We start from the raw sequence: 25,323 nt of genomic DNA, 5'->3' as shown, positions 1-25,323 counted from the left end.
GGGCACACTATCGGGCAGGACGCTGGCCGGGGTCTAAGCTGGATGCCATGACTCTTGAGTTCACACAGCTGGGTCTTGCCCCGGATTTCGTGGATTACTCGCACGCCTGGGACCTCCAGCGCGAAATCCACGAGAACGTATTGGCCGGCAAGGCCCGCAGCACAGTTCTTCTGCTCGAACACTCCGCCGTCTACACCGCCGGCAAACTCACGGAGGATCACGAGCGCCCCTTCGACGGCACCCCTGTTGTACCGGTGGACCGAGGCGGCAAGCTCACCTGGCACGGACCGGGGCAGCTCGTGGGCTACCCCATCATCAGGCTGAAGAACAGGGCCGGGATCCGCGACTACGTTGAGCGCCTCGAGGCCGTGATCATTGCGGTCCTGGCCGACTACGGAATTACGGGTGTCCGGATCAAGGGCCGCGCTGGCGTCTGGATTACCGCGGACGACAAGGGCCCCGACCGCAAGATCGCCGCCATTGGCATAAGGGTCTCCCAGGGAGTCACAATGCATGGCTTTGCCATCAACTGCAACAATGATCTGGCCCCCTACGCCCAGATCATTGCCTGCGGAATCACCGATGCCGACGTAACTACCATCGCCCAGGAGACCGGCCGCGATGTGGCGCCGGCTGATCTCGTTTCGCGGATCATCGAGGAACTGCGCAACAATGAAGACGCCCTAGTTGCAACCCCCGAAGGAGCTCTACTGTGACACTGGCACCAGAAGGCCGAAAAATGCTGCGCATCGAGCAGCGGAATGCGGCCACCCCGGTGGAGCGCAAGCCGGATTGGATCAAAGCCAAGGTCCAGATGGGCCCGGAGTTTGTCCAGCTCAAGAACCTGGTCAAGAAGGAAGGCCTGCACACCGTCTGTGAGGAAGCTGGCTGCCCCAACATCTTTGAGTGCTGGGAGGACAAGGAAGCGACCTTCCTGATCGGCGGATCGGAATGCACACGGCGCTGCGATTTCTGCCAGATCGACACCGGCAAGCCCTCACCGGTCGACATCTTCGAACCCACCAAGGTGGCCCGCTCGGTCCAGGCCATGCAGCTGCGCTACGCCACGGTCACCGGTGTCGCCCGCGACGACCTCGAAGACGAGGGAGTCTGGCTGTACGCCGAAACCGTCCGCAAGATCCACGAGCTCAACCCCGGCACCGGCGTCGAACTCCTGATTCCCGATTTCTCGGGCAAGCCCGAACACATCCAGGCGATCTGCGATTCCAAGCCTGAGGTCTTCGCCCACAACGTAGAAACCGTGCCGCGCATCTTCAAGCGCATCCGCCCGGCCTTCCGCTACGAGCGGTCCCTGGACGTCATCACCCAGGGGCGCAACCTGGGCATGGTCACTAAGTCCAACCTCATCCTCGGCATGGGGGAAACCCGGGAAGAGATCTCCGAGGCACTCCGGGACCTGCACGACGCCGGCTGCGACCTCATCACCATCACGCAGTACCTGCGCCCGAGCGAACGCCACCTGCCCGTGGACCGCTGGGTCAAGCCGCAGGAATTCGTGGACCTGCAGCAGGAAGCGGACGAGATCGGCTTCCTGGGCGTCATGTCCGGTCCCCTCGTTCGCTCCTCGTACCGGGCCGGACGGCTGTGGGCGACGGCGATGCGCAAGAAGGGCTGGGAAATCCCCGCCGAGCTCGCACACATCGAAAGCTCCGGAAGCACCCGCCAGGAGGCGAGCTCGCTTCTCGCGGCGCACTCCTAGCACCACCCTGCTTGCAGAAAAGGGCTGGACACCGGAGCCTTCCGGAGTCCAGCCCTTTGTCGTGCATCACGTAGAATTAAGGCACTATGGCGAAATCCCCTGATTCCAGTAACAGCACCCCCGTGCCTGAAGCTCGCAAGCGTGCCCTCTTTTCACGCAAGCCAAAAGAGCCGAAGGTCAAGAAGCCCAGCCGGCTCAAGCAGATGGGCGAAGTCTTCAACATGACGCGCCGCCACGACCCGATGGTTCCGTGGCTCATGCTGCTGGCTTTCCTGGGTATCGTGGCCGTCAGCCTCGTTGTGGGCCTGCTGCTGGAAAACTGGATTACCGCCCTGATTATCGGCATCCCGCTGGGCCTGCTCGCTGCCACCTTCATCCTGTCCAGGCGCGCCGAACGCGCGGCCTTCGCGCAGATCGAGAATCAGCCGGGCGCATCCGGGGCCGCCCTCAGCACACTGAAGCGCGGCTGGATCACCGAGGAACAGCCCGTGGCGGTCAACCCCCGCACCCAGGACGCCGTCTTCCGCGCCATCGGCCGTCCCGGCGTCGTGCTGGTCAGCGAAGGCCCCTCCCACCGGGTAAAGCCGCTGCTGGATGCGGAGCGCAAGAAGCTTGCGCGGATTCTTCCCAATGTCACCATCCACGTGATTGAGAGCGGCCGCGGCGACGGCCAGACGCCCATCAGCCAGGTTGCCAAGAAGATGAACAAACTGGACAAGGAACTCACCAAGATCGAGGTGAGCGCGGTTTCCAAGCGGATCTCTTCGCTGGGCAACCGGCTCCCCATCCCCAAGGGCATCGATCCCTATAAAGCCCGCCCGCAGCGCGGACGCTAGAACATCCTGATCCGCCCCGGCGGCCGGACTCACCTCCAGCCGCCGGGGCGGTTTCATGTGCCTGAACCGCGAAATACCAAGTGAAGCCGGAGCCTCTGTGAAACCACCGACAAGAAACGCCGTCATCCGTATCTTCCGGATATTTGCCCTCGCCGAGGCATTTAGCTGGGCGGCACTCCTGTCGGGAATGTATTTCAAGTGGATCGCCAAAAGCACTGAATTAGGTGTGGAAATTGCCGGGCCGATTCATGGCGCCCTGTTCATCGCCTATGGCATGATGGCCCTTATCCTGTGGCGCCTGCAGCGCTGGCCATTTCTCGTCGCGCTTTTCGCCGGTCTCTCGGCCGTCCTGCCGTTCGCCACGGTGCTCTTTGAGCGCTGGGCAGGGCGCCGGGGCTACCTTGCGGCCGCCGACGAGGCTACGGCCGCGGGCAGCGGCGCCTGGGAACCGGCGGCGGAAGAAACTGCGGACGTCTAGCCGGATCCATCCGGCCAGGCCCGATTCAGGAGGTCTACCTCCGGATAAGCACGGTGTTCATGGCCTTGTCATGGAGCCCGCGCTGGTCCGGATCAAAGACGACGGCGGGAACCACCAGGCAAAGCAGCAGGGTGCGGACCACAGCGGCCAGCGGGCCTGCAGGAGCCCCGCCGAGCCTCACCACCTGGATCCCCAGGACGCGGTGACCGATGCTGTAGCCGAGGGTGCCGATCAGCAGGATCTGTTCGGCGGCAAAGACAGCCAGCGTGCCCCAGGAATCACCGGCGAACAGTAAGTTGCTGATCAGCAGGGCTATGGTCCAGTCGATCATGATCGCAAGGATCCTGCGTCCGGCACGGGCTATAGAGCCCGGACCTGATTCCGGGAGCCCCAGGCGCTCCCCCGGATATTTTGAAATGCCGGATGTGTCGGGCCCGCTAAGCCAGGAGCCAATGTCTCTTCGATCTACCACTGTCCAAGTTTACCGGGTTCCGCACTCCGGAACGCTCAGAGTGTGGATGAGGATGGACCACAGTGTGGACACCGTATAGCGTTTACATATCAGGCGGTTCTGTAACCTGCTGGAAACAAAGCGGACATGGACGGGAAACCCCTCGTCCCTAGGGTGGTAACAGTTGCTAGCGAGCTGGGAGCGGAGACATTTCTTGTGTTTTCGCGCCGTCGGACTGCGCTGGGCCACGATTGCGCTGGACCACATTGGCATTCCAGCCAGTTAATACATATGCGTAAGGAGCATAGATGTTCAAGACTGCGGACGAAGTCCTCAAGTTCATCAATGACGAAGATATTAAGTTCGTCGATATCCGCTTCACCGATCTTCCTGGCGTGCAGCAGCACTTCAATGTGCCGGCCAAGAGCGTGGATGCTGATTTCTTCGTCAACGGCCAGCTCTTCGACGGATCTTCCATCCGCGGCTTCCAGGGCATTGCCGAGTCCGACATGCAGCTCATCCCGGATGTCACCACCGCCTTCGTCGACACGTTCCGCATGGAGAAGACCCTTGCACTGAACTTCTCCATCGTGAACCCCCGCACCGGAGACCCTTACCACCGCGATCCCCGCGGCGTTGCCGAGAAGGCCGAGGCCTACCTCGCATCTACCGGCATCGCAGACACCGCCTTCTTCGCTCCCGAAGCAGAATTCTTCGTCTTCGACAACGTCCAGTACCAGTCCTCCCCGCAGGGCAGCTTCTACAAGATCGACTCCGAAGAAGCTCACTGGAACACCGGCCGTGAAGAAGAAGGCGGAAACCTCGGTTATAAGACCCCCGTCAAGGGCGGCTACTTCCCGGTTTCCCCCACGGACAAGCAGTCGGACCTGCGCGACGCCATGTGCGTCGCCCTGGACGAAGCAGGCCTCGAGGTCGAGCGCAGCCACCACGAGGTCGGTTCCGCCGGCCAGGCTGAAATCAACTACAAGTTCACCACCCTGACGCACGCGGCAGATGACCTGCAGAAATTCAAGTATGTCGTCAAGAACACCGCCGACGCCTGGGGCAAGTCCGTCACCTTCATGCCGAAGCCGGTCTTCGGTGACAACGGCTCGGGCATGCACTGCCACCAGTCCCTGTGGAACGGCGGCGAGCCGCTGTTCTATGACGAAAAGGGCTACGCAGGCCTTTCCGACACGGCCCGCTGGTACATCGGCGGCCTGCTGAAGCACTCCTCCGCAGTGCTGGCCTTCACCAACCCGACGGTGAACTCCTACCGCCGCCTCGTCAAGGGCTTCGAAGCTCCGGTCAACATGGTTTACTCGCAGGGCAACCGCTCGGCCGGTATCCGCATCCCGATCACGGGCTCCAACCCGAAGGCCAAGCGCATTGAGTTCCGCGCTCCGGACCCCTCCTCCAACCCGTACCTGGCGTTCGCTGCCCAGCTGATGGCCGGCATCGACGGCATCCGCAACCGCATCGAACCGCCGGCTCCCATCGACAAGGACCTCTACGAGCTCCCGGCCGAGGAAGCCAAGGACATCCCCAAGGCTCCGGGTACCCTCGAAGAGGCACTGGACGCACTGGCTGAGGACAACGAGTTCCTGCAGGCCGGCGGCGTGTTCACCCAGGACCTCATCGACACCTGGATCGAGTACAAGTACGAGAACGAGATCCGCCCGCTGTCCCTCCGCCCGAACCCCCACGAGTTCGAGCTCTACTACGGCGTCTAGTCAGACTGCAGGGCTAAGCCACGCTTAGTCCACAAGGAGTCCGCAGTTTGGGATTCCGAGAATGAAAAGGGAGGTTGCTACCGGCGCAATGCCGGTGGCAACCTCCCTTTTTGTGGCCTCTAACAACTGCACACGGTGGCCCGCTCGGTCCCCCAGACAGCAGAGCGGGCCACCTACCGAAGCCGCAGAAGAACGAGGGCCATTGCGACAACGGTAAACGGATCATACGACGGGAAGATGAACAGAAGGTTTCACCAAGAATCACGCCGGCGGACAGACTATTCAGGACTGTCAGTTGCTCCAACGTCACGGGAAAGAGGAAGGTCCATGAACTCGTACACCTCCCGCCATGCGTTATCCAACCGCAGTTCCGCCAGCACGAGCGCCTCTTTGCCCGGCCCGACGCCCTTGCCTTCCCGTAATGCAACGACTTCGTCGTACAGCGCCTCCACGCGGTCCAAACGCGTCTTGAATTCGTCGTCAGCCATGGCAAAAGACTAGCCGACGGTCCGGCGCATAGGCAGGCTTTGTTCGTAACTCAGTTCGTTGAATGGGGTTCGCCCGGCCGCCCAGGTGATCAACTCTTCTCGCCGCGCGGACATGCCGGAAGTAAAGTTGAGTGATTTACCTACGACCCAGTAGCTTTATAGGCGGCAACCTCCGCATGTCCCCCATGTGCGGGGGTTGCTTTTTTCATGCCACCTGTTCACGGAGGTTATGGAGCTGGCCCCACCAGCTGCGGGAGAGACCGTGGAGCCAGCCCTCTAATGGCAGCGTCCCCCTCCACGAAGACCCGTGCAAGCCTTCCCCCATAAGGGTTGACGGACACTCCCAAGGCTCAGCGTAGGCACAAGGAGCCAACCAGGCAAGAGCTGACCAGCCGGACATGGCCTAACGCGCGGAGAGCCCGCCCGCGCTGCCGGCATTTCGACCACGGCAGCACGTGCGGACTCTCCTTTATCTGGCCCTGAAGGAAGATTCCGCTACTGGGAATCGGCCTTCTGTTCGCGGTCCAGGAGGTTCTTCTTGATCTCGTCCAGCTTCTCCTTGATGATCTTCTCCGCGTCAGAAATTGTCTTCCCCGCGCTGCTCAAGGGATCCAGCTGCAGGTAAACGTTCTGACCGACAGGGAGATCGTATTCATCCTTCAGGTGTGTTCCCCCTCCGACTCCTTCGAGCGCCAGGTAGACCTGTGCTTCCGTGCGTGCAATGCCGGCGATCTTTCCGAAGACGACCGTGAAATCGTTCGACTGAAAGCTTACGGACTGGCCGACATGGCTCCGGTCAAGGTCACCAGCAGCCACTGCCTTCTCAGACTGGCTTCCGCTGTAGTTCATGATCTTTCTCCTAATCGTCGAGAGACACGTACCCCAGCAGTCTATAAGCGGCGCTCCTCCAGCCGAGCGAAACACCCCCATCGAATGGAGAATGGAGAATGAAAATCCTGAAACCTCCGATGGCGCTGCCAGGTGGATACGTCAAGTTGCCGCATACATGGTCCGCTGCGGACCGGCGTTGCCGCCCAAGTACTGTCCGCGGTCCTCGAAGCCGGCCTTGAGATAGGCGGCCATGCCGGCGCTGTTACTTTCGTTGACGGACAGTACGACGCCGGCCTGGCCGCTGCCCTGCCTCGCCGTGAGTTTTGCGGCGGTTGCCACGGCTGCCGCTGCGGCGGCTGTTCCCAGTCCCCGCCCCTGGCGGCGATGGTCGATGAGGAAACCGCGGAGCAGCCAGACAGAGTTATCGTCAGGCCATCCCGCGAGCGTTGCTGCACCTGACTGGAGCGTGAGCACTCCAACGGCTTCCCCGTCTGCCTCAATCACATAGGGATGGCGGGACTCCTCCTCGAGGCCAACGAGCATCATCCGCAGCGGATCTCCGACGAACGCGTCCTGGCCGGGACCCACTTCCATGCGGGCCACTTCGCCCAGGTGGATGGCGCGCGCATCGGCATCGAGGTCCTTAAGGGAGATCAGCCATACATCGGGAAGCATGTTCTGAGCCTACCCACGAACGGAAGCTGCGGCAGACCGCTCCCCGGGGCAGCCGCCGTCGCCGTGTTTCAAATTGGTTCGTTCAGGGTGTTCATCCAGCCGTTGCGGCGGCTGCCCCGGCGTCAGCGGGGGGACCGGCCGGGTCCATCCACATGACCTCCCACAGGTGGCCGTCCAGGTCCTGGAAGCTGTGGCTGTACATAAAACCGTAATCCTGGGCCGGCTGGGACTCCTTGCCGCCGGCAGCAAGCGCCTTGTTGAACATGTCGTCCACTCCCTCGCGGCTGTCCACGGAGAAGGCCATGATCGCTTCTGTGCTGCCGCTGGCGTCCGCAATGTCCTTGGACGTGAAGGTCTTGAAGAAGCCCTCCACGAGGAGCATGACGAAAGCGTCGTCGTTGATGATCATGCACGTGGCATTCTCGTCGGTGTAGTCCGGGTTGAACGAGAACCCAAGCGCACTGAAGAACTCCACTGCTTTGTCGAGGTCCTTGACGGGAAGGTTTACGAAGATTTGGGTAGCCATGGGCCCAACCTAACACCTGCCAAAAAACGTGTCAGCCCCTCCCGGTGCGGGATTCCTGCTTGGATCCTACTGGCCGTAAAAGACCTTCTCAAAGACGCCGCGGGCGCGCCGGCTGACCCGCAGATAGTCCTCCTCGAGGGCTGCGGCCATCCCCTCCTCATAACCGCACCAGCGGGCCACCGCCTCCAGGTCCCGGCGGGAGGAAGGCAGCAGGTCTGAGGCACGGCCCGTCCAGATCACATTGGCGGACCGGATCCGGCTGGCAAGCCGCCACGCGTCGGAAAGCAGTCCGGCGTCAGCGGCGTCGAGGAGGCCCAGCGAGGCGGCCGCGTCCAGCGCCTTGAGGGTGGACGTAGTACGCAGCTCCGGATAACGTCCGGCATGCTGGAGCTGGAGAAGCTGCACAAGCCACTCGACGTCGCTGAGGCCGCCGCGACCGAGCTTGAGGTGACGGGCGGGGTCGGCGCCGCGGGGCAGCCGCTCCGATTCCACCCGGGCCTTGATCCGCCTGATCTCCCGGATATCAGTCTCAGACAGCGACTCCGGGTAGCGGATGGGGTTGATCAGCCTGAGGAAGTTGTCCGCGAGCTGGTCATCGCCCGCAATGGGCAGGGCCCGCAGGAGGGCCTGTGCTTCCCAGACCAGGGACCACCTGCGGTAGTACTCGGCGTAGGACTCCAGCGACCTCACCATCGCACCGCTTTTGCCTTCCGGACGGAGATCAGCGTCCACGGAGAGCACCCGCTCAGCCATAATGGCGGGCTTGAGTGGCTGGGTCAGAAGACTCGAGATGTGACCCACGATCTTCGCCGCCTGATGCTGGGCTTCATCATCCGCGGCGCCCGGCAGGGCGCGGTGGACATACAGCACGTCGGCATCGGAGCCGTAGCCGATTTCCCGGCCGCCCTGCCTGCCCATGGCCACCACGAGCACTGAAGTCTTCAACGGACCGGCCGCGGAGACGATGTTCTCGGCCACCCGCAGCGCCCCGAGGATGGCTGCCCTGTCCGTTTCGGCCAAGGCCGCACCCACCTGGTCCTGGGCGAGCAGGCCGGCACTGTCGGCTATGGCGATGCGCAGGATTTCCCGGCGCCGGATCAGCCGGATCAGCCTCATGGCGCTTTCCGGCTCGGCATGGCGGGACATCTTGGACGCGATTTCCTGCCACTGGGCCTCGAAGGTCAGGGGCGTGAGGTCCTTGTCCGAACCCAGCCAGGCCACCGATTCCGGTGACACTTCCAGCAGGTCGGCGATGAGCCGGGAATTGGACAGCATGTGGCAAAGCCGCTCGGCCGCCGCGGCGGAGTCCCGCAGCATTCCCAGATACCAGTGCGTCGTGCCCAAGGCTTCGCTGATGCGGCGAAAGGCGAGCAGCCCGGCGTCGGGATCCACGCCTTCGGCGAGCCAGCCCAGCAGGATGGGCAGCAGTTGCCGCTGGAGGGCGGCACGCCGGCTGACGCCAGCCGTCAGCGCTTCGATGTGCCTCATGGCACCCTGCGGATCGCGGTAGCCGAGCGCCGCGAGCCGGCCCTGGGCGGCTTCCGGGGTGAGGCGCGCGTCCTCACTGCTCAGCTTGGCAGCCGTGTTCAGCAGCGGACGGTAGAAGATTCTGTCATGGAGCTCCCGCACCGAACGCTTTGTCTTGTGCCACGCCGCCATGAGCGCGTCCGGGTGCGGCCGGTCGGTGGAGAACGGGCCCAGGACAGCCTTGGCCAGGGCGCGCAGCGCGTCCTCCTTCACGGGCATCAGGTGGGTCCGGCGGAGCTGGAACAGCTGGATGCGGTGTTCGAGCAGCCGAAGGTAGCGGTAGGCGTGGTCGAACGCGGCAGCATCAGCCCGGCCTATATATCCGCCGGCTGACAAGGCTGCGATCGCCGACGTGGTGTCGCGACGGCGGAGTGTTTCGTCGGACTTTCCGTGCACCAGTTGCAGGAGCTGGACCGTGAATTCGACGTCCCTGAGCCCGCCCCTGCCCAGTTTGATCTGGCGCTGCTCCTCTGCGGCGGGGATATGCTCGGTCACGCGGCGGCGCATGGCCTGCACGGATTCGACGAAGCCGTCCCGGCTGGCGGATGCCCACACCAAGGGTGAAACCGCGTCCTCGTACCGGCCGCCCAGATCCGCGTCGCCGGCGATCGTCCGGGCCTTGAGCAGCGCTTGGAATTCCCAGCTCTCGGCCCACCGGGCGTAGTAGCTCCGATGGGAGTCGAGCGTGCGGACCAGGGGGCCCGACTTGCCCTCGGGCCGAAGGTTGGCGTCCACCTCCCACAGGCCTGGCTCGCGGGCGGGAGACGAAATGGCGCGTGAAATACCGCTGGCCAGAGCTGTGCCGATCGTATTTGCCCTGGCATCGTCTGGCTGCCCGGCTTCCACGACGTAAATGACATCGACGTCGGAAATGTAATTCAGCTCGCGGGCACCGCACTTACCCATGCCAATCACGGCAAGCGCGACGTCGGCAACCTCCTCAGGATCGAACTTCGCCGCCGCCTCTGCCCGGGAAACCGCCAACGCTGCTTCGATAGCCGCACCGGCCAGATCGGCAAGTTCGGCGCCGACGGCGGGCATGAAGTCGAGCGGGTCGGCTGCGCAAAGGTCCTTCACGGCCAGGTCCACCACGCCCCGCCTGTATGCAGTACGCAGCGCCTCGTACGCATCCGGGCCTGTTATGCCGGCCACGGGCCGCGCCGACTTCGGGTCCGCGCGCACCGACCTGAGCAGGTGGGCGCGCAGCTCAGCCGCCTCCGCCTGGACAGGCTCCGGGCTCGCGGTTACATCGAACGCATCCAGGTGCTCGGGATGGCGGATGAGGAACTCGCCGAGCGCCTCGCTCGCCCCCAGGACGCGGAACAGCGGCTCGCTCGTATCCGTATCAGCCGCCGCCAGCTTCCTCAGGTCGGGATGTTTCTCAATCAGCCGGACCAGGGATTGCAGTGCGGCGTCCGGGCTGGCAGCCAACTGCAGGCCTGCGAACAGCAAGTCCTGGTCGATGCCCTCAAGCTCAGGGGCAGCAAGGAACCTTTCGCCCTTCTCCAGGTCACTGAAGCCGGCCGAGATGAGGCGGCGGGCGAGGCTCACCGCAATCGCCTAAAGAATTCCGAGGTTGCGCTGCAGCTCATAGGCCGTCACCTGCAGACGGTAGTCCTGCCACTCGGCCCGCTTGTTGCGCAGGAAGTGCTCGAATACCTGCTCCCCCAGGATCTGCGGCATGAGTTCGGATTCCTCCATGCTGCGGATGGCGTCGTGCAGGCTGGCCGGCAGGGGGTCGTGACCCATGGCCCGGCGCTCGGCCGAACTCAGCGACCAGATGTCGTCCTCTGCCGCCGCGGGAAGCTGGTAGCCCTCCTCGATTCCCTTGAGCCCTGCACCCAGCAGCACCGCGTACGCCAGGTACGGGTTGGCCGCAGAGTCAATGCCGCGGTATTCGATGCGGGCTGACTGGCCCTTGCCCGGCTTGTACAGGGGCACCCGCACAAGGGCGGAGCGGTTGTTGTGGCCCCAGCTCAGGTAGCTGGGCGCCTCTCCCCCGCCCCAGAGACGCTTGTAGGAGTTCACGAACTGGTTGGTCACGGCCGTGAATTCGTGGGCGTGCTTGAGAATGCCGGCGATGAACTGACGGGCTGTTTCGGACAGCTGGAATTCAGCGCCAGCTTCAAAGAAGGCGTTGGTGTCGCCCTCAAAAAGCGAGAAGTGCGTGTGCATGCCCGAGCCCGGATGCGCCGTGAACGGCTTGGGCATGAACGTCGCGTACGTCCCCTGCTGGAGCGCAACTTCCTTGATGACGGTGCGGAACGTCATGATGTTGTCCGCCGTCTGGAGTGCGTCCGCGTAACGGAGGTCAATTTCGTTCTGCCCCGGCCCGGCCTCGTGGTGGCTGAACTCTACGGAAATGCCCACCGATTCGAGCATGGTCACTGCGGTCCGGCGGAAGTCCTGTGCCACACCGCCGGGTACATGGTCGAAGTAGCCGCCTTCATCCACGGGGATCGGGGCGCCGTCGGGACCCGGTTCCTGGGATTTCAGGAGGTAAAACTCGATTTCGGGGTGCGTGTAGCACGTGAAGCCCATGTCGGCGGCCTTGGCCAGCGTGCGCTTGAGGACGTTGCGGGGGTCCGCGGCGGAAGGCTCGCCGTCGGGGGTCAGAATGTCGCAGAACATCCTGGACGTCTGTTCGGTTTCGCCGCGCCAAGGCAGGATCTGGAACGTGGCGGGGTCCGGCTGGGCCAGCATGTCGGATTCGAAGACGCGGGCCAGGCCCTCGATCGATGACCCGTCGAAGCCCAGGCCCTCTTCGAAGGCGCCCTCAACTTCGGCCGGAGCAAGCGCCACCGACTTGAGTGAACCCACGACGTCGGTGAACCAGAGGCGCACGAACCGTACGTCACGCTCTTCGATCGTGCGCAGGACAAACTCTTGCTGGCGGTCCATGAAGGCCTCTTCTCCGGGTCAACGTTCACGCCGCGGCCCAACATCGACGGAGCCGGCGGCAGCTCACGAATCACTTTACTAAGCATTCACGCCTGATGCTGGCGCAGGGGCGGCCCGTAACACAGCGTTAACACGGGGAAGGGCCGGAAAGCCCCTTGGCGGGCAACACGCAGCGTGCGGCTGTGACGGGAATCACCACCAGGCCGCCGCTGCCCGGTGGCTAGGACGTCCGGTCTCGGATTACGCTCTAGCCTATGGCCTCCAGCAGCAGTCCCGACTCAAGCATGTCCGCGGAAGTACCCGCCCCCTACGGAAACGGTCCCGCGGCGGCCGCAGCGCCGTCGTCGGAAACCGGTACAAAGCCCGTGGCGAAAGTCCGCACGCACCACCTGCAGCAGGCGAAAGTCAACGGCGGGCACTTTGCGATGCTGACAGCCTATGACCAGTACACGGCGGAGATATTCGACCAGGCCGGCATCGAGGTGCTGCTGATCGGAGATTCGGCGTCGAACAACGTCTTCGGCAACGAAACGAGCCTCCCCGTCACCGTTGATGAGCTGCTGCCGCTGTGCCGGGCCGTCGCACGTTCGGCGAAGCGGGCCCTGGTGGTGGCGGACCTGCCGTTCGGCAGCTATGAGGTTTCGCCGCAGCAGGCAGTGGCCAACGGCGTCCGTTTCCTGAAAGAAGGCTTGGCACACGCCGTCAAGATCGAGGGCGGCAAGTTCTACGCCGAGACCGTTCGGGCCATGGTCCAGGCCGGCATTCCAGTCATGGCGCACATCGGCTTCACGCCGCAGAGTGAACACTCGCTGGGCGGCTACCGTGTGCAGGGCCGCGGCGACGACGTGCAGCGGCTGATCGATGACGCAGTCGCCTTGGCTGACGCCGGAGCCTTCTGCGTGCTCATGGAGATGGTCCCGGCGGAGACGGCGGCAGCTGTCGACGCCGCCGTCTCCGTTCCAACGGTCGGCATCGGTGCCGGGAACAGGACAACCGGCCAGGTCCTCGTCTGGCAGGACATGGCCGGACTCCGTGGCGGCAAAATGGCCAAGTTCGTCAAGCAGTATGCCGACCTGCGGACTACCCTCAGCGATGCAGCCAAGGCCTACGGCGAGGATGTCCGGTCAGGCCAGTTCCCCGGCCCGGAACACTCGTTCTAAATATCCCGTGCCGCGGGGGTCATCAGTCCTCGTCGTATTTTTCCCAGGCCTCGTTGCGGGCATGGACTTTCTCCATTGCGTGCTCGGCCTCTTCCCTGGTCTTGTAGGGGCCGATGAGCTGGGTCCAGTCAGACATCGCGTCTTCCTCCACCTCATGGGTCTTCACGTTGTACCAGTACTCAGGCATCGACGTTCCTCGCTTCCGGTTTGACCGCGGGCCGCGTGATCCACGTAACGTAAACCGCAACCGTGACCGGTGGCCGCATAAATTTACATGGCGATCTGCACTGCCTTATATGATCAATCTATGCCTTCCTTAGCCTCGACCGCACCCACCGGCACCCTGACCCCGGGAGTTATCAGCCCCCAGCGGCTGGTCCCCGCGTCAATCCCGCGGCCCGAGTACGTCGGCAAGCCCGGCCCGGCCAAATTCACCGGCTCCGAAGTGAAGTCTGCTGAAACCATCGAGAAGATCCGCGTGGCCAGCAAGATCGCGGCGCAGGCCATCGTCGAGGTCGGAAAATACATCGCACCGGGCGTCACCACGGACGAACTGGACCGCGTCGGCCACGAATTCCTTCTTGACCACAAGGCCTATCCCTCCACCCTCGGATACCGCGGCTTCCCCAAGTCACTCTGCTCGTCGCTGAATGAAGTGATCTGCCATGGGATTCCGGACAGCACCATGGTCCAGGATGGCGACATCATTAACATCGACATCACGGCCTTCATCGGCGGAGTACACGGCGACACGAACTACACCTTCCTCGTGGGGGACGTTGACGAGGAATCGCGCCTGCTCGTGGAGCGCACCAAGGAGTCCCTGAACCGCGCCATCAAGGCAGTGGCCCCGGGGCGCCAGATCAATGTCATCGGCCGAGCCATCGAATCCTATGCCAAGCGCTTCGGCTATGGCGTAGTCCGTGATTTCACCGGCCACGGCGTCGGCGAGGCGTTCCATACCGGCCTGATCATTCCCCACTACGACGCCGCGCCGGCCTACAACACCATTATTGAGGCGGGCATGGTCTTCACCATCGAGCCCATGCTCACGCTGGGCGCCATTGAATGGGACATGTGGGCGGATGACTGGACCGTTGTGACGCGCGACCGCAAGCGCACCGCGCAGTTCGAACATACCCTCCTCGTCACCGAATCAGGTGCCGAGATCCTCACTCTTCCCTGACCCCCGCCGGTACCGGCCCCTGACTCCCCCGGCAAGTCGCCCTTGCCCTGCCCGAGCCCCAACCCTGCCACGAACGGAAACCCATTGGTCAAGAAGGACGAAAAGACCCGCAAGAACGCACCGCTGATCGGCATCGACATCGGCGGGACCGGAATCAAGGGCGGCATCGTCGACCTGAAGAAGGGCAAGCTGATCGGCGATCGTTTCCGCCTGGCGACGCCCCAGCCGGCCACGCCTGAATCGGTCGTGGAGGTCGTGGCGAAGGTCGTCGAAGAGCTCTCCGCGCGCCCCGACGCCCCCGAAGCAGACAGCCCGGTCGGCGTGACGTTCCCCGGCATCATCCAGCACGGCGTGGTCCACTCCGCCGCCAACGTGGACAAGAGCTGGATCAACACGGATATCGATGCACTGCTCACTGCGCGGCTGGGCCGCCCGGTGGAGGTCATTAACGACGCCGATGCTGCTGGCCTTGCAGAGGCGCGCTACGGTGCCGGTGCCGGAATCGGCGGCACCGTTCTGGTGATTACCCTGGGTACTGGAATCGGCTCCGCCTTCATCTTCAACGGCAACCTCGTCCCCAACGCCGAACTAGGCCACCTGGAGATCGACGGTTTCGACGCCGAAAGCAAGGCGTCAGCTGTGGCGCGCGAACGGGATGGCCTCAGTTGGGAGGAGTACAGCGTCCTCCTGCAGCGCTACTTCTCGCATGTGGAGTTCCTCTTCTCCCCCGAACTGTTCATTGTGGGCGGCGGCATCTCCAAGCGCGCGGACGAGTACCTGCCGCGCCTGCGCCTGCGCACCCCGATCGTTCCGGCCAAGCTGAAGAATGAGGCCGGCATTGTGGGCGCGGCCCTTGAAATCGCGGTCAAGCACGAGCTCGCCAAGTAGTTCACCGGCCGGCGGACCACCGGCACGCTGCACGTAGAAGGCGGCAGACACAACGTCTGCCGCCTTTGCGTTTTCCTGGAGCCGGTGGCGGCTGCGGCTTCCCCTCCACTGCCGCCACCGGAGCTTAGAGCGGGCTCTTTTCGGAGCTCTTGCCTTCGGGCCGCTTGGCCTCGACGTCGCCCTCGTGGCGCAGCAGTGCAATGGCGGACTCGAAGTCTTCCAGCGATTCGAAGGCCTGGTACACGCTGGCGAAGCGAAGGTATGCCACCTTGTCCAGCTTCTGCAGCGGACCGAGGATTATCAGGCCAACCTCGTGGGCGTCGATTTCCGCTGCCCCGGACGCCCTGATATTCTCCTCGACTTCCTGCGCGAGCATGGCGAGGTCATCCTCGCTGACGGGCCTGCCCTGGCAGGCCTTGCGGACACCGTTAATGACCTTGCTGCGGCTGAACGGTTCGCCCACGCCGGACCGCTTAATCACGGAGAGGCTGGTGGTTTCGACCGTGGTGAACCGGCGGCCGCATTCAGGGCACTGCCTGCGCCGCCTGATGGCTGAACCGTCATCGGCCATGCGGCTGTCGACCACGCGCGAGTCGGGGTTACGGCAAAACGGACAGTACATGTTCGTTCCTTCCCCTGGTGCGCAGCGGCGGCCCGGGCATGGTGCCCGATGCCTCTTCCCGGAACCAGTTTACGACCAGATGTAGCCGAATAACAATCCTGTAATTACCACATGTAGTGGTCAGCGGCCTGCCCTGAACCGGGCAGCTACAGCATCTCCGTGGGCGGGAAGATCTTCCGCTCCGGCCAGGCTCACGATGTGCCCGCTGACCTCTTCCAACGCGGATTCCGTGTAGTTGATGACCTGGATGGCGCGCAGGAACGTTGTCACGTTAAGTCCGGAGGAGAAAGCGGCGGTCCCGCTGGTGGGCAGGACGTGGTTCGATCCCGCACAGTAATCGCCAAGGCTCACGGGGCTGTAGTCCCCCACGAAAATGGCGCCGGCATTTCTGATCCGCGCGGCGACGGCGGAGGCGTCCGCCGTCATGATCTCAAGGTGTTCGGCCGCGTAGGCGTCGCACGCCGCAATGCCCTGCTCAAGGTCGTCCACCAGCACCACCCCGGACTGCGGGCCGGAGAGCGCTTCACGCACGCGGTCGCCGTGCTTGGTGGCCGCAGCCTGACGCTCAAGCTCCCCGCGGACGTCGGCGGCAAGCCGCTCCGAGTCAGTGATCAGGACCGATGCTGCCTTCGGGTCGTGTTCGGCCTGGCTGATCAGGTCTGCGGCAACGAAGGCCGGCCGGGCCGTGGCGTCGGCCAGAATGGCGATCTCCGTCGTGCCCGCCTCGGAGTCGATTCCCACGACTCCTTTGACGAGGCGCTTGGCCGTGGCCACGAAGATGTTCCCGGGGCCGGTCACCACGTCCACTGGTTCCAGGGCTGCTTCATCCGCTACTCCTCCCGGCACACCATATGCCAACGCGGCGATGGCCTGGGCCCCGCCGATCGCATACACCTCGCCAATGCCCAGCAGCGCCGCCGCCGCCAGAATCGTGGGGTGCGGGAGCCCGCCGAAGTCCCTCTGCGGCGGCGACGCCAGCGCGATGGATTCCACCCCTGCTGCCAGCGCAGGAACAACGTTCATGATGACCGACGACGGGTAAACGGCGAGCCCGCCCGGTACATAGAGGCCAACCCTGGCCACGGGCACCCACTTCTGGCTGACAACGGCCCCGTCACCGAGGGAGACGTCGATGTCGGCGGGGCGCTGGCCGTCGGCAAACCGCCGGGCACGGCTGATGGACTCCTCAAGCGCCGAACGCACAGCCGGGTCCAGGCCGTCCAGCGCGGACTGGAGCGCCTCTGCCGGCACGCGGGGATGCGCCTGCTCCACACCGTCAAAGCGGCGGGCAAAATCCGCCAGGGCCGCGAAGCCCCGCTCCCGGACCGCTGAAATGATGTCGGTGACTTTCTGCTCGGCGTCGGCCACGGTCTGGTGTCGGGCACGAGGCACCGCCCCGCGGAGCTCTGCAAGGCTCAGGCGGCGGCCCCGCAGATCTACGGTGCGGAAGTCGACGGCGGAGGAAGTCGGGCGTACGGGGCTGTCCGGAGAAGTGGTCACCGGTTTATTTTACGGTCCCGGGACCGGCGCCGCCGTCTCGCTGTCACACGTGGTCGCCGGCGGGTGGCTGGCCGTCCCGCGGGCGGTGCAGCAATTCGAACACGCTGATGGCGAAGTAACCGCACGCAGCAGCTGCCGGCCAAAGGAGCAGAACCGAGTACGATCTCAGCGAAAACGCCACACTCTCGCTGACCGAGGTGTCCTGGGGCCCGCCAAGCCAGAGTCCGGCCAACAGCCCGGTCTGCCAGGCGAGGACGGCCGCCACGCCGCTGGCACCCACAGACAGCAGCAGCGTTCGGCTCGATCCCGCATCCCTCCTGCCGGACAGCAGGACCGCGACAAGGCAGCCCGCAAAGACAAACAGCCCGGCGAGAACAAGATCCCGCGCGAGCCAGCCCTGGGTGTTGGCTCCCGATGCCAGGGCGGCATTGCCCGAACCAAGGTTCAGACCGCCGGGTGCCAGCAGCCACCACAGGAGGCCGGCAGGTAGTCCGGAAGCGGCAATTCCCGCCGTCCACAGCCGGCTGCGTGGGTTCCGCTGCTGCCCCAGGGAACTGTTCGCGCGGACGTTGCCCGCCTGGTCCTGATGGCGGGCCGGAGATGAGGCAGCGGGCTGGGTCATGAGGAAACGTTAACAAATGTTGGCGAGTGTTGCGGCAAACGGCGTGCACCGCATTGAAATCACGCAACATCCCGGAAGGCCAATACTCTTGTAGTAGGGACCGAAACTATGGACAGTTCAGCAGGGAGATCGATCACAGTGGCCTCAGATGATGACGCCTTCGAGGGCACGTTCAAGGAAATGTTCCGGCGGCACGCAGCCGGAGTTGCCATTGTCACGGTGAACTACAACGGGGTTCCCCACGGCTTCACGGCGACGTCCGTGGCCTCGCTGTCAGCCAAGCCGCCGCGCTTCACCTTCAACATGGCACGCAGTTCGAGTTCCTGGCCCGCTGTGGCCAACACCACGTACATCGGCGTGCACATGCTGGGCCTGGAAAACCAGGAGCTGGCTGACCGTTTCGCCCGCACCAAGGAGCGCTTCAGCGGGGACCACTGGGCCCTCGGACCCTACGAGGTGCCCATCCTCAAGGATGTTTCCGGCTGGCTGATCGGCAAGATCCAGATGCGGCTTTCCTTCGAGAACAATGCGGTGGTTGTAGTGGAAGTGGTGGAAGGCCAGGTTGGCGAGGACGGAGCACCGCTGCTCTACCATTCCGGCGCGTACGGCCAGCCCATGCCGCTCGACTACGAGATTTAGCGCCAGGAAATTTAGCCCTAGACGTCCAGGCAGGCAGGGCCGAGCAGCACCTTGAGGTCCCCGAAGAGAGACGGGTTGGGGTTGACGCGCAGGTGCACGGGCAGGCCCATGACCTCTACGCGCGTGTCGCCCTGCAGGTTGATCCGCACCTCGGAGTTTCCCCGGTGGTTGCGCAGCACCTCCCCCAGTTCGGTGACCACTGCCTCCGTGGCCTTGTGCGTGGGCATCGTGATCATGAGGGGGCCGTTGGTGCCCTGGCTCAGGTCCGGCACGGAAAGTTCCATGCAGTTCAAGGTGACGGCGCCGTCGTCGCGCCGCTGCAGGCGGCCCTTGACCACCACGATGAGGTCCTCGGCGAGAACCGACGCGATGGGGCCGTACACCTGGCCGAAGAACATGACTTCCATGGAACCGCCAAGGTCCTCGATCTCGGCCCTGGCATAGGCGTTGCCGCTGGCCTTGGCGATCCTGCGGCTGAGCGACGTGATCATGCCCGAAATGGTCACGATCGCACCGTCCTGCGGCCCGTCTTCGGCGATGATCGAGGTGATGGACTGATCGGCGTGCTGGCTCAGGAGCCCTTCGAGCCCCTGCAGCGGGTGGTCGGAGACGTAGAGGCCGAGCATGTCGCGTTCGAACGAGAGCTTGTCCTTCTTCTCCCATTCCGGGAGATCGGGAATCTCGATACTCAGTGACGCCTCGGATTCCGCCTCGTCGAAACCGGCGAAGAGATCGAACTGGCCGATCGCCTCATTGCGCTTGAGCGTGATGACGGAATCGATTGCTTCTTCGTGGATCAACGCCAGCGCGCGCCGGTGGTGCCCGAGGGAATCGAAGGCCCCGGCCTTGATCAGGGATTCGATCGTGCGCTTGTTGCACACGACGGCCGGCACCTTCATCAGGTAGTCCTTGAAGGAGGTGTAGGCGCCTTCCTTTTCGCGCGCGGCCACCATGGCTTCGACGGCGTTGACGCCGACGTTCCGGATGGCGCCCATGCCGAAGCGGATGTCGTTGCCAACAGGGGTGAAGTTGAGCGCCGACTCATTGACATCGGGCGGCAGCACGGTGATGCCCATCCGCCGGCATTCGTTGAGGTAAATTGCGGACTTGTCCTTGTCGTCGCCGACCGAGGTCAGCAGGGCGGCCATGTACTCCGGCGCGTAATGCGCCTTCAGGTAGGCGGTCCAGTAGGAGATCACGCCGTAGGCGGCCGAGTGCGCCTTGTTGAAGGCGTAGTCGGAGAACGGCAGCAGGATGTCCCAGAGGGTCTTGACCGCGGCCATGGAGTAGCCGTTGTCCTGCATGCCCTGGGAGAAGCCGGCGAACTGCTTGTCCAGCTCGGACTTCTTCTTCTTGCCCATGGCCCGCCGCAGGATGTCGGCCTGGCCCAGGGTATAGCCGGCGAGCTTCTGCGCCACGGCCATAACCTGCTCCTGATACACGATCAGGCCGTAGGTCCCGCCGAGGATTTCGGCGAGCGGTTCCTCCAGCTCAGGATGGATCGGAATGACCTCCTGGATCTTGTTTTTGCGCAACGCGTAGTCGGTGTGCGCGTTCGCGCCCATGGGCCCGGGCCGGTAGAGGGCCAGCACCGCGGAGATGTCTTCGAAGTTGTCAGGCTTCATGAGCTTCAGGAGGGAGCGCATGGGGCCGCCGTCGAGCTGGAATACACCCAGGGTGTCACCCCGGGCCAGCAGCTCGTAGGACGCGGCGTCGTCAAGGGCCAGGGTCTCGAGGTCGAGCTCGATGCCGCGGTTCATCTTGATGTTTTCCAGGGCATCCGAAATGATCGTCAGGTTCCGCAGGCCAAGGAAGTCCATCTTGATCAGGCCGAGGCCTTCGGACGTCGGGTAGTCGAACTGCGTGATGACCTGGCCGTCCTGGAAGCGGCGCATGATCGGAATCACGTCGATGATGGGGTCCGAGGACATGATGACACCGGCGGCGTGCACACCCCATTGCCGCTTCAGGCCCTCGATGCCCAGTGCTGTCTCGAAGACTTTGGCAGCCTCGGGGTCCGTGCTGATCAGTTGGCGGAAGTCACCGGCTTCGCTGTAGCGCTTGGAGTCCGGATTCTGAATATCGGCCAGCGGAATGTCCTTGGCCATCACGGCCGGAGGCAGCGCCTTGGTCAGCTGCTCCCCCATGCTGAACGGATAGCCCAGTACACGCGAAGAGTCCTTGAGGGCCTGTTTGGTCTTGATAGTGCCGTAGGTGACGATCATCGCTACCCGTTCATCACCGTACTTGCGCGTGACGTAGTCGATCACTTCGGAGCGGCGCCGGTCATCGAAGTCGACATCGAAGTCAGGCATAGAGACGCGGTCCGGGTTCAGGAAGCGCTCGAAGATGAGGCCGTGCTCCAAGGGATCAAGGTCGGTGATGCGCATGGCATACGCCACCATGGAGCCTGCACCCGAGCCACGTCCAGGACCTACCCGGATGCCGTTGTTCTTGGCCCAGTTGATGAAGTCGGCAACCACGAGGAAGTAGCCCGGGAAGCCCATGGAGGTGATGACTTCCAGCTCATAGTCGGCCTGTTTGCGAACCTTGTCCGGGATGCCCTTGGGGTAGCGGTAATGGAGGCCCTTGTCGACTTCTTTGACCAGCCAGGACGTCTCGTCCTCCCCCTCCGGGCAGGGGAACCGGGGCATGTAGTTGGCGCCGGTGTTGAATGAAACTTCACAGCGCTCGGCGATCAGCAGCGTGTTGTCGCACGCCTCGGGGTGGTCGCGGAACAGGTCCCGCATTTCCTGCGGGGATTTCAGGTAGTACCCGCTGCCCGAGAAGGCGAAGCGGGAACCGCCGTTGTCGTAGGTGGGCTCCAGAAGGGTCGAACCGGACTGGATGGCCAGCAGGGCCTCGTGCGCCTTGGCGTCGTGTTCGTGCGTGTAGTGCAGGTCGTTCGTGGCGACGAGCGGAAGCTTGAGCTCCTTGGCCAGGCGCAGCAGGTCGCCGGTGACGCGCCGCTCGATATCCAGGCCATGGTCCATGAGTTCGCAGAAGTAGTTCTCCGCGCCAAAAATGTCACGGAACTCCGCAGCAGCCTCAAGCGCTTCACGGTACTGGCCCAGCCGCAGCCGGGTCTGGATCTCCCCGGACGGGCAGCCGGTGGTGGCGATGAGCCCTTCCGAATACGTGTTCAGAAGCTCACGGTCCAGCCGGGGCCACTTCCCGAAAACCGAGTCCAGAGAGGCGATTGAAGAGGCCCGGAACAGGTTCCGCATGCCCACGTTGTTGTAGCTCAGCAGGGTCATGTGGGTGTAGGAACCACCGCCGGAGACATCGTCCTTGCGCTGGCTTTCCTCGCCCCAGCGGACGCGGCTCTTGTCACCGCGGGCCGTCCCGGGAGTCACATAGGCTTCCACACCAATAATTGGTTTGATGCCCTTGTCGGTGGCCTTTCGCCAGAAATCGAACGCGCCGAACAGGTAGCCGTGGTCAGTCGTGGCCAGGGCGGGCATCCCCAAACGTTCCGTTTCGTCGAACAGCTCCCCCAAGCGGGCCGCACCATCCAGCATGGAGTATTCGGTATGGGTGTGCAGGTGGACGAACGAGTCATTGCTGGAAGTCACCGGACCATTCTAGTGCGGCCGGGCGACATTATCGTGCGGACCGGCCGCCAGCCAGATGGCTGTAAGTGAATGCTCAGGCGTTGCCGGACTCCAGGACCTGCAACGCGTAGGCGAGGTCTTCGGGGTACTCGCTGGTCACCGTCACCCGTTCCCCGGTTCTCGGATGGTCGAAGCCGAGCTGCCTGGCGTGGAGCCACTGCCGGGTCAGGCCAAGGGTGGCGGCAAGGCGCGGGTCGGCCCCATACGTGAGGTCCCCGGCGCACGGGTGCCGGAGCGCGGCGAAGTGGACCCGGATCTGGTGGGTCCGCCCTGTTTCCAGGTGCACTTCCACCAGCGAGGCCTTTCCATAAGCCTCGAGGACCTCATAGTGCGTGACCGACGGCCGGCCGTCCTCGATCACCGCGAACCGCCAGTCGTGTCCCGGATGCCGGCCGATAGGCGCGTCAATGGTGCCCTGCAGGGGATCCGGGAGACCCTGGACAACGGCGTGGTACACCTTGTCCACGGACCGTTCCTTGAACGCCCGCTTGAGCGCGGTGTAAGCGGCTTCCGACTTTGCCACCACCATGACGCCTGACGTACCGACGTCGAGACGGTGGACTATGCCGACCCGTTCGGCCGACCCGGAGGTTGAGATGCGGTAGCCGGCACCCGCCAGGCCCCCGACCACGGTGGGCCCCACCCAGCCCGGAGATGGGTGCGCCGCGACTCCTACCGGCTTGTCAACGACGACAAAGTCGTCGTCGTCCAGCAGAATCTTCAGGCCTTCCACTACTTCCTCCACAACCTCCAGGGGGTCCCGCCGCTGCGGGACAGTCACGTGCAGCACGGTGCCGGACGCCAGTTTGGCAGACTTCCCTACCGGCTTGCCGCCGCTGAGAACATTGCCTTCCGCTATCAAGGTGGCAGCAAGGGAGCGGGATACGCCCATCAGCTTGGCCAGCCCGGTGTCCACCCGGCTGCCGTCAAGGTCATCGGGGATCACCACACGTTCAGACATCATGCCCTCCGTCCGGCTTCGCACCGTGGCCTGAACCGCCACCGTGGCGTGAACCGCCAGCGTGGTGTGGACGGCCAGCGTGTGCACCCCGGGCGTGGTGCGTGCCGCCGGCGTGGTGCGAACCGTCAAGGGCGATGCCGCGCAGGGTGAGCAGGCAGATGATAACTACGGACGACACAACGGCCGAGTCCGCGATGTTGAAGATCGCGAAATTGGGCAGCTGGATGAAGTCGACCACGTGGCCCATGGCGAAGGAGGGCTCACGGAACAGCCGGTCCGTCAGGTTGCCCAGCGCACCGCCAAGCAGGAGTCCAAGCGCCACAGCCCACCAGGCCGACCCCAGCTTCCGCACCTGGAACAAAATGGCGACAGAGACAGCCAACATGATGATCGTGAAGACCCACGTCACGTTCTCGCCGATGGAAAAGGCGGCCCCGGAATTGCGGATGAAGTACCAGTGCAACAGCGGAGGCAGCACAGGGATGCGCTCACCTTCGCTCATCGTGCTGGTGACCCAGAGCTTGGTGAGCTGATCGAAAACGTAAGCGAAGACGGCCAGCCCCGCGAACAGGGACAGCAGGGCCGCGCGCCGTGGCCGCGGTCGCGAAGAGGCTGGGTGGTGCGCTGCGTCAGCGGCAAGTTCGTCAGTCATGATGCTTTCATTCGGGGACCGTTGTTAATCACAAAAGCCGGTGGCCGAGGAATCCTCAGCCACCGGCTTTCAGAATACGTGCTAAACGGCAGCGTTGCTGCTCTCGCCGACCTCGGGGGCGGCGACTGAGCCTCGGGCGTCCAGATCGCGCAGCTGGCCTTCGATGTAGGCCTTCAGGCGCGAGCGGTAGTCGCGTTCGAAGCCGCGGAGCTGCTCCACCTTGCGCTCGAGGACTGACCGCTGCTGCTCGAGGGCGCCAAGGATCTTGCGGGACTTCTCCTGGGCATCGTTGACGAGGCTGCTGGCCTCGATCTGTGCTTCGGCGATGATTTTGTCGCGCTGCTCCTGGCCGTCAGCCACGTGGCGGTCGTGCATCTGCTGCGCCATGGCCAGCAGGCCTGCGGCGGACTCAGAGACGCCGCCGCCAGCGGCAGGTACCTGTGCTGCAAGGGCGGCCGACTGCTCGGCTTCCTTCTTCTTGGCAAGCTCGGCAGCCTTTGCTTCGGCTTCCGCCTTAGCACGCGCTTCGTCCTTGTCGGCCTTGGCGGGCGCGGGAACCTTTTCAACGACCGGTGCCACTGCCGCGGTAGCGGCAGGAGATCCGGAACCGCCCTCGGCGAGCTTCTTGCGAAGTTCGTCGTTTTCCTGGTTCAGGCGGCGCAACTCAACGACGATTTCGTCCAGGAAGTCATCAACTTCGTCCTGGTCGTAGCCTTCGCGGAACTTGGTCGGCTGAAAGCGCTTGTTGACAACGTCTTCTGGCGTCAAAGCCATCTGGTCACCTCGTTGGTCTAGTTAGTCAGTAGGCCTTCCGGCCGTCAAAACTACGGTACCTAAATATGGTCTGTTTTCTACAATTCAACACCGTGATGTCAAACCGGAGATTCTTTAGAGCGGACCGCGGCCGCCTGTGGGGCCGCCGCTGCGCTGCTAGCTGTTATGAAACTATGCGAAGCCCCTGGTGATCGACATTGCCACGCTGAGGGCAATAAACAGCACCAGAAAGCCTAGATCCAGTGAGACGCCCCCAAGCCTCAGGGGCGGGATGACGCGGCGCAGGACTTTCAAAGGCGGGTCCGTGATCGAGTACACCGCGTGGGCCGCCACAAGGGCCACGCCCCGCGGGCGCCACTCGCGAGCGAACATCTGGACCCAGTCAAACACCAGCCGCACGATCAGCGCCACGAAGACGAACAGCAGGACGATATAGACGAGCCCGAATACTAATCCCATGAGCTAACCGATATCTCCAATGTTCATTCCGGATGCCGAGGCATCCTGCGGGTCTGCCTGTTGCACTTCACCACTATTTC

The 25,323-nt window shown here is 63.8% G+C and carries 25 protein-coding genes; 9 read left to right on the top strand and 16 right to left on the bottom strand.

The window, feature by feature from the left end:
• Nucleotides 1-47 precede the first annotated feature (47 nt).
• The 4 genes from lipB to J7E80_RS11970 all read left to right on the top strand — a co-directional run bounded on the left by lipB (nt 48) and on the right by J7E80_RS11970 (nt 3,034).
• Nucleotides 48-716 (top strand): lipoyl(octanoyl) transferase LipB, encoded by a 669-nt coding sequence (lipB, locus tag J7E80_RS11985; protein WP_215051801.1) that lies wholly within the window; start codon nt 48-50, stop codon nt 714-716.
• Nucleotides 713-1,720 (top strand): lipoyl synthase, encoded by a 1,008-nt coding sequence (gene lipA, locus J7E80_RS11980; protein WP_215051799.1) that lies wholly within the window; start codon nt 713-715, stop codon nt 1,718-1,720. Before lipB ends, lipA begins: the two co-directional genes overlap by 4 nt.
• Nucleotides 1,721-1,806: 86 nt before the next feature.
• Nucleotides 1,807-2,556 (top strand): DUF4191 domain-containing protein, encoded by a 750-nt coding sequence (locus J7E80_RS11975; protein ID WP_215051797.1) that lies wholly within the window; start codon nt 1,807-1,809, stop codon nt 2,554-2,556.
• 97 nt (nt 2,557-2,653) lie between these two features.
• Nucleotides 2,654-3,034 carry a DUF3817 domain-containing protein gene (locus tag J7E80_RS11970; RefSeq protein WP_311380813.1) on the top strand — a complete coding sequence of 127 codons (381 nt, stop codon included), beginning with the start codon at nt 2,654-2,656 and terminating at the stop codon, nt 3,032-3,034.
• Between the two features lie 34 nt (nt 3,035-3,068).
• Here the strand turns inward: J7E80_RS11970 and J7E80_RS11965 are convergent, their stop codons facing one another.
• Nucleotides 3,069-3,506, bottom strand: a complete 438-nt coding sequence (locus J7E80_RS11965; RefSeq protein WP_215051794.1) for an RDD family protein — start codon at nt 3,504-3,506, stop codon at nt 3,069-3,071.
• 287 nt (nt 3,507-3,793) lie between these two features.
• On the opposite strand from J7E80_RS11965, the gene glnA (J7E80_RS11960) reads away from it, so the two are divergent.
• Entirely contained in the window at nt 3,794-5,218 is a 1,425-nt protein-coding gene (gene glnA, locus J7E80_RS11960) for a type I glutamate--ammonia ligase (protein WP_215051792.1), read from the top strand.
• A gap of 278 nt (nt 5,219-5,496) precedes the next feature.
• Here glnA (J7E80_RS11960) and J7E80_RS11955 read toward each other — a convergent pair whose 3' ends face one another.
• The 6 genes from J7E80_RS11955 to glnA (J7E80_RS11930) form a co-directional block, all read right to left on the bottom strand.
• On the bottom strand, nt 5,497-5,706 hold the full coding sequence (locus J7E80_RS11955) for a hypothetical protein (RefSeq protein ID WP_215051790.1): 210 nt from the start codon (nt 5,704-5,706) through the stop codon (nt 5,497-5,499).
• A 495-nt stretch (nt 5,707-6,201) separates the two neighbouring features.
• Nucleotides 6,202-6,555 (bottom strand): hypothetical protein, encoded by a 354-nt coding sequence (locus J7E80_RS11950; protein WP_215051788.1) that lies wholly within the window; start codon nt 6,553-6,555, stop codon nt 6,202-6,204.
• A 141-nt stretch (nt 6,556-6,696) separates the two neighbouring features.
• Nucleotides 6,697-7,212: a GNAT family N-acetyltransferase gene (locus J7E80_RS11945; RefSeq protein ID WP_215051786.1), complete on the bottom strand. Its 516-nt coding sequence runs from the start codon at nt 7,210-7,212 to the stop codon at nt 6,697-6,699.
• 91 nt (nt 7,213-7,303) lie between these two features.
• On the bottom strand, nt 7,304-7,738 hold the full coding sequence (locus tag J7E80_RS11940) for a VOC family protein (protein WP_215051784.1): 435 nt from the start codon (nt 7,736-7,738) through the stop codon (nt 7,304-7,306).
• Nucleotides 7,739-7,804: 66 nt separating this feature from the next.
• Nucleotides 7,805-10,816, bottom strand: a complete 3,012-nt coding sequence (locus tag J7E80_RS11935) for a bifunctional [glutamine synthetase] adenylyltransferase/[glutamine synthetase]-adenylyl-L-tyrosine phosphorylase (RefSeq protein WP_215051783.1) — start codon at nt 10,814-10,816, stop codon at nt 7,805-7,807.
• 9 nt (nt 10,817-10,825) lie between these two features.
• Nucleotides 10,826-12,166 (bottom strand): type I glutamate--ammonia ligase, encoded by a 1,341-nt coding sequence (glnA, locus tag J7E80_RS11930; RefSeq protein ID WP_215051781.1) that lies wholly within the window; start codon nt 12,164-12,166, stop codon nt 10,826-10,828.
• Nucleotides 12,167-12,420: 254 nt separating this feature from the next.
• Between glnA (J7E80_RS11930) and panB the strand changes: the two genes are divergently transcribed.
• A complete protein-coding gene (panB, locus tag J7E80_RS11925; protein WP_215051779.1) occupies nt 12,421-13,326 on the top strand; it encodes a 3-methyl-2-oxobutanoate hydroxymethyltransferase in 906 nt (301 codons plus the stop codon).
• A gap of 22 nt (nt 13,327-13,348) precedes the next feature.
• On the opposite strand, the gene J7E80_RS11920 is transcribed toward panB, so the two are convergent.
• Complete coding sequence (locus J7E80_RS11920; protein ID WP_215051777.1) at nt 13,349-13,513, bottom strand: SPOR domain-containing protein; 165 nt, start codon at nt 13,511-13,513, stop codon at nt 13,349-13,351.
• Nucleotides 13,514-13,633: 120 nt separating this feature from the next.
• On the opposite strand from J7E80_RS11920, the gene map reads away from it, so the two are divergent.
• Both map and ppgK read left to right on the top strand, forming a co-directional pair.
• Nucleotides 13,634-14,512 carry a type I methionyl aminopeptidase gene (gene map, locus J7E80_RS11915; protein WP_215051776.1) on the top strand — a complete coding sequence of 293 codons (879 nt, stop codon included), beginning with the start codon at nt 13,634-13,636 and terminating at the stop codon, nt 14,510-14,512.
• Nucleotides 14,513-14,596: 84 nt separating this feature from the next.
• Nucleotides 14,597-15,400: a polyphosphate--glucose phosphotransferase gene (ppgK, locus tag J7E80_RS11910; RefSeq protein WP_215051774.1), complete on the top strand. Its 804-nt coding sequence runs from the start codon at nt 14,597-14,599 to the stop codon at nt 15,398-15,400.
• Nucleotides 15,401-15,524: 124 nt separating this feature from the next.
• Here the strand turns inward: ppgK and nrdR are convergent, their stop codons facing one another.
• The 3 genes from nrdR to J7E80_RS11895 all read right to left on the bottom strand — a co-directional run bounded on the left by nrdR (nt 15,525) and on the right by J7E80_RS11895 (nt 18,144).
• Nucleotides 15,525-16,022, bottom strand: coding sequence for a transcriptional regulator NrdR (gene nrdR, locus J7E80_RS11905; protein ID WP_215051772.1), 498 nt, complete (start codon nt 16,020-16,022; stop codon nt 15,525-15,527).
• Between the two features lie 120 nt (nt 16,023-16,142).
• Nucleotides 16,143-17,522: a histidinol dehydrogenase gene (hisD, locus tag J7E80_RS11900; RefSeq protein ID WP_215051770.1), complete on the bottom strand. Its 1,380-nt coding sequence runs from the start codon at nt 17,520-17,522 to the stop codon at nt 16,143-16,145.
• A 43-nt stretch (nt 17,523-17,565) separates the two neighbouring features.
• Nucleotides 17,566-18,144: a hypothetical protein gene (locus J7E80_RS11895; RefSeq protein WP_251036776.1), complete on the bottom strand. Its 579-nt coding sequence runs from the start codon at nt 18,142-18,144 to the stop codon at nt 17,566-17,568.
• A 108-nt stretch (nt 18,145-18,252) separates the two neighbouring features.
• Between J7E80_RS11895 and J7E80_RS11890 the strand changes: the two genes are divergently transcribed.
• The gene (locus tag J7E80_RS11890; protein ID WP_251036775.1) at nt 18,253-18,783 is read left to right on the top strand and encodes a flavin reductase family protein; all 531 of its coding nucleotides are present in this window, start codon (nt 18,253-18,255) and stop codon (nt 18,781-18,783) included.
• Between the two features lie 17 nt (nt 18,784-18,800).
• Here J7E80_RS11890 and dnaE read toward each other — a convergent pair whose 3' ends face one another.
• The 5 genes from dnaE to J7E80_RS11865 all read right to left on the bottom strand — a co-directional run bounded on the left by dnaE (nt 18,801) and on the right by J7E80_RS11865 (nt 25,243).
• The gene (dnaE, locus tag J7E80_RS11885; RefSeq protein WP_215051769.1) at nt 18,801-22,358 is read right to left on the bottom strand and encodes a DNA polymerase III subunit alpha; all 3,558 of its coding nucleotides are present in this window, start codon (nt 22,356-22,358) and stop codon (nt 18,801-18,803) included.
• Nucleotides 22,359-22,431: 73 nt separating this feature from the next.
• A complete protein-coding gene (locus J7E80_RS11880; protein ID WP_215052149.1) occupies nt 22,432-23,358 on the bottom strand; it encodes an RluA family pseudouridine synthase in 927 nt (308 codons plus the stop codon).
• Nucleotides 23,351-24,010 carry a signal peptidase II gene (lspA, locus tag J7E80_RS11875; protein WP_251036774.1) on the bottom strand — a complete coding sequence of 220 codons (660 nt, stop codon included), beginning with the start codon at nt 24,008-24,010 and terminating at the stop codon, nt 23,351-23,353. Before lspA ends, J7E80_RS11880 begins: the two co-directional genes overlap by 8 nt.
• Before the next feature lie 81 nt (nt 24,011-24,091).
• Nucleotides 24,092-24,784: a DivIVA domain-containing protein gene (locus tag J7E80_RS11870; RefSeq protein ID WP_215051767.1), complete on the bottom strand. Its 693-nt coding sequence runs from the start codon at nt 24,782-24,784 to the stop codon at nt 24,092-24,094.
• 171 nt (nt 24,785-24,955) lie between these two features.
• Nucleotides 24,956-25,243, bottom strand: a complete 288-nt coding sequence (locus J7E80_RS11865) for a YggT family protein (protein ID WP_215051765.1) — start codon at nt 25,241-25,243, stop codon at nt 24,956-24,958.
• Between the last annotated feature and the right edge of the window lie 80 nt (nt 25,244-25,323).

The sequence above is a fragment of the Arthrobacter sp. ISL-28 genome, assembly GCF_018613875.1.
Classification (GTDB): domain Bacteria; phylum Actinomycetota; class Actinomycetes; order Actinomycetales; family Micrococcaceae; genus Arthrobacter.
Note: the sequence above shows the minus strand (reverse complement) of the source record. Positions and strands in the feature narration are given on the sequence as shown.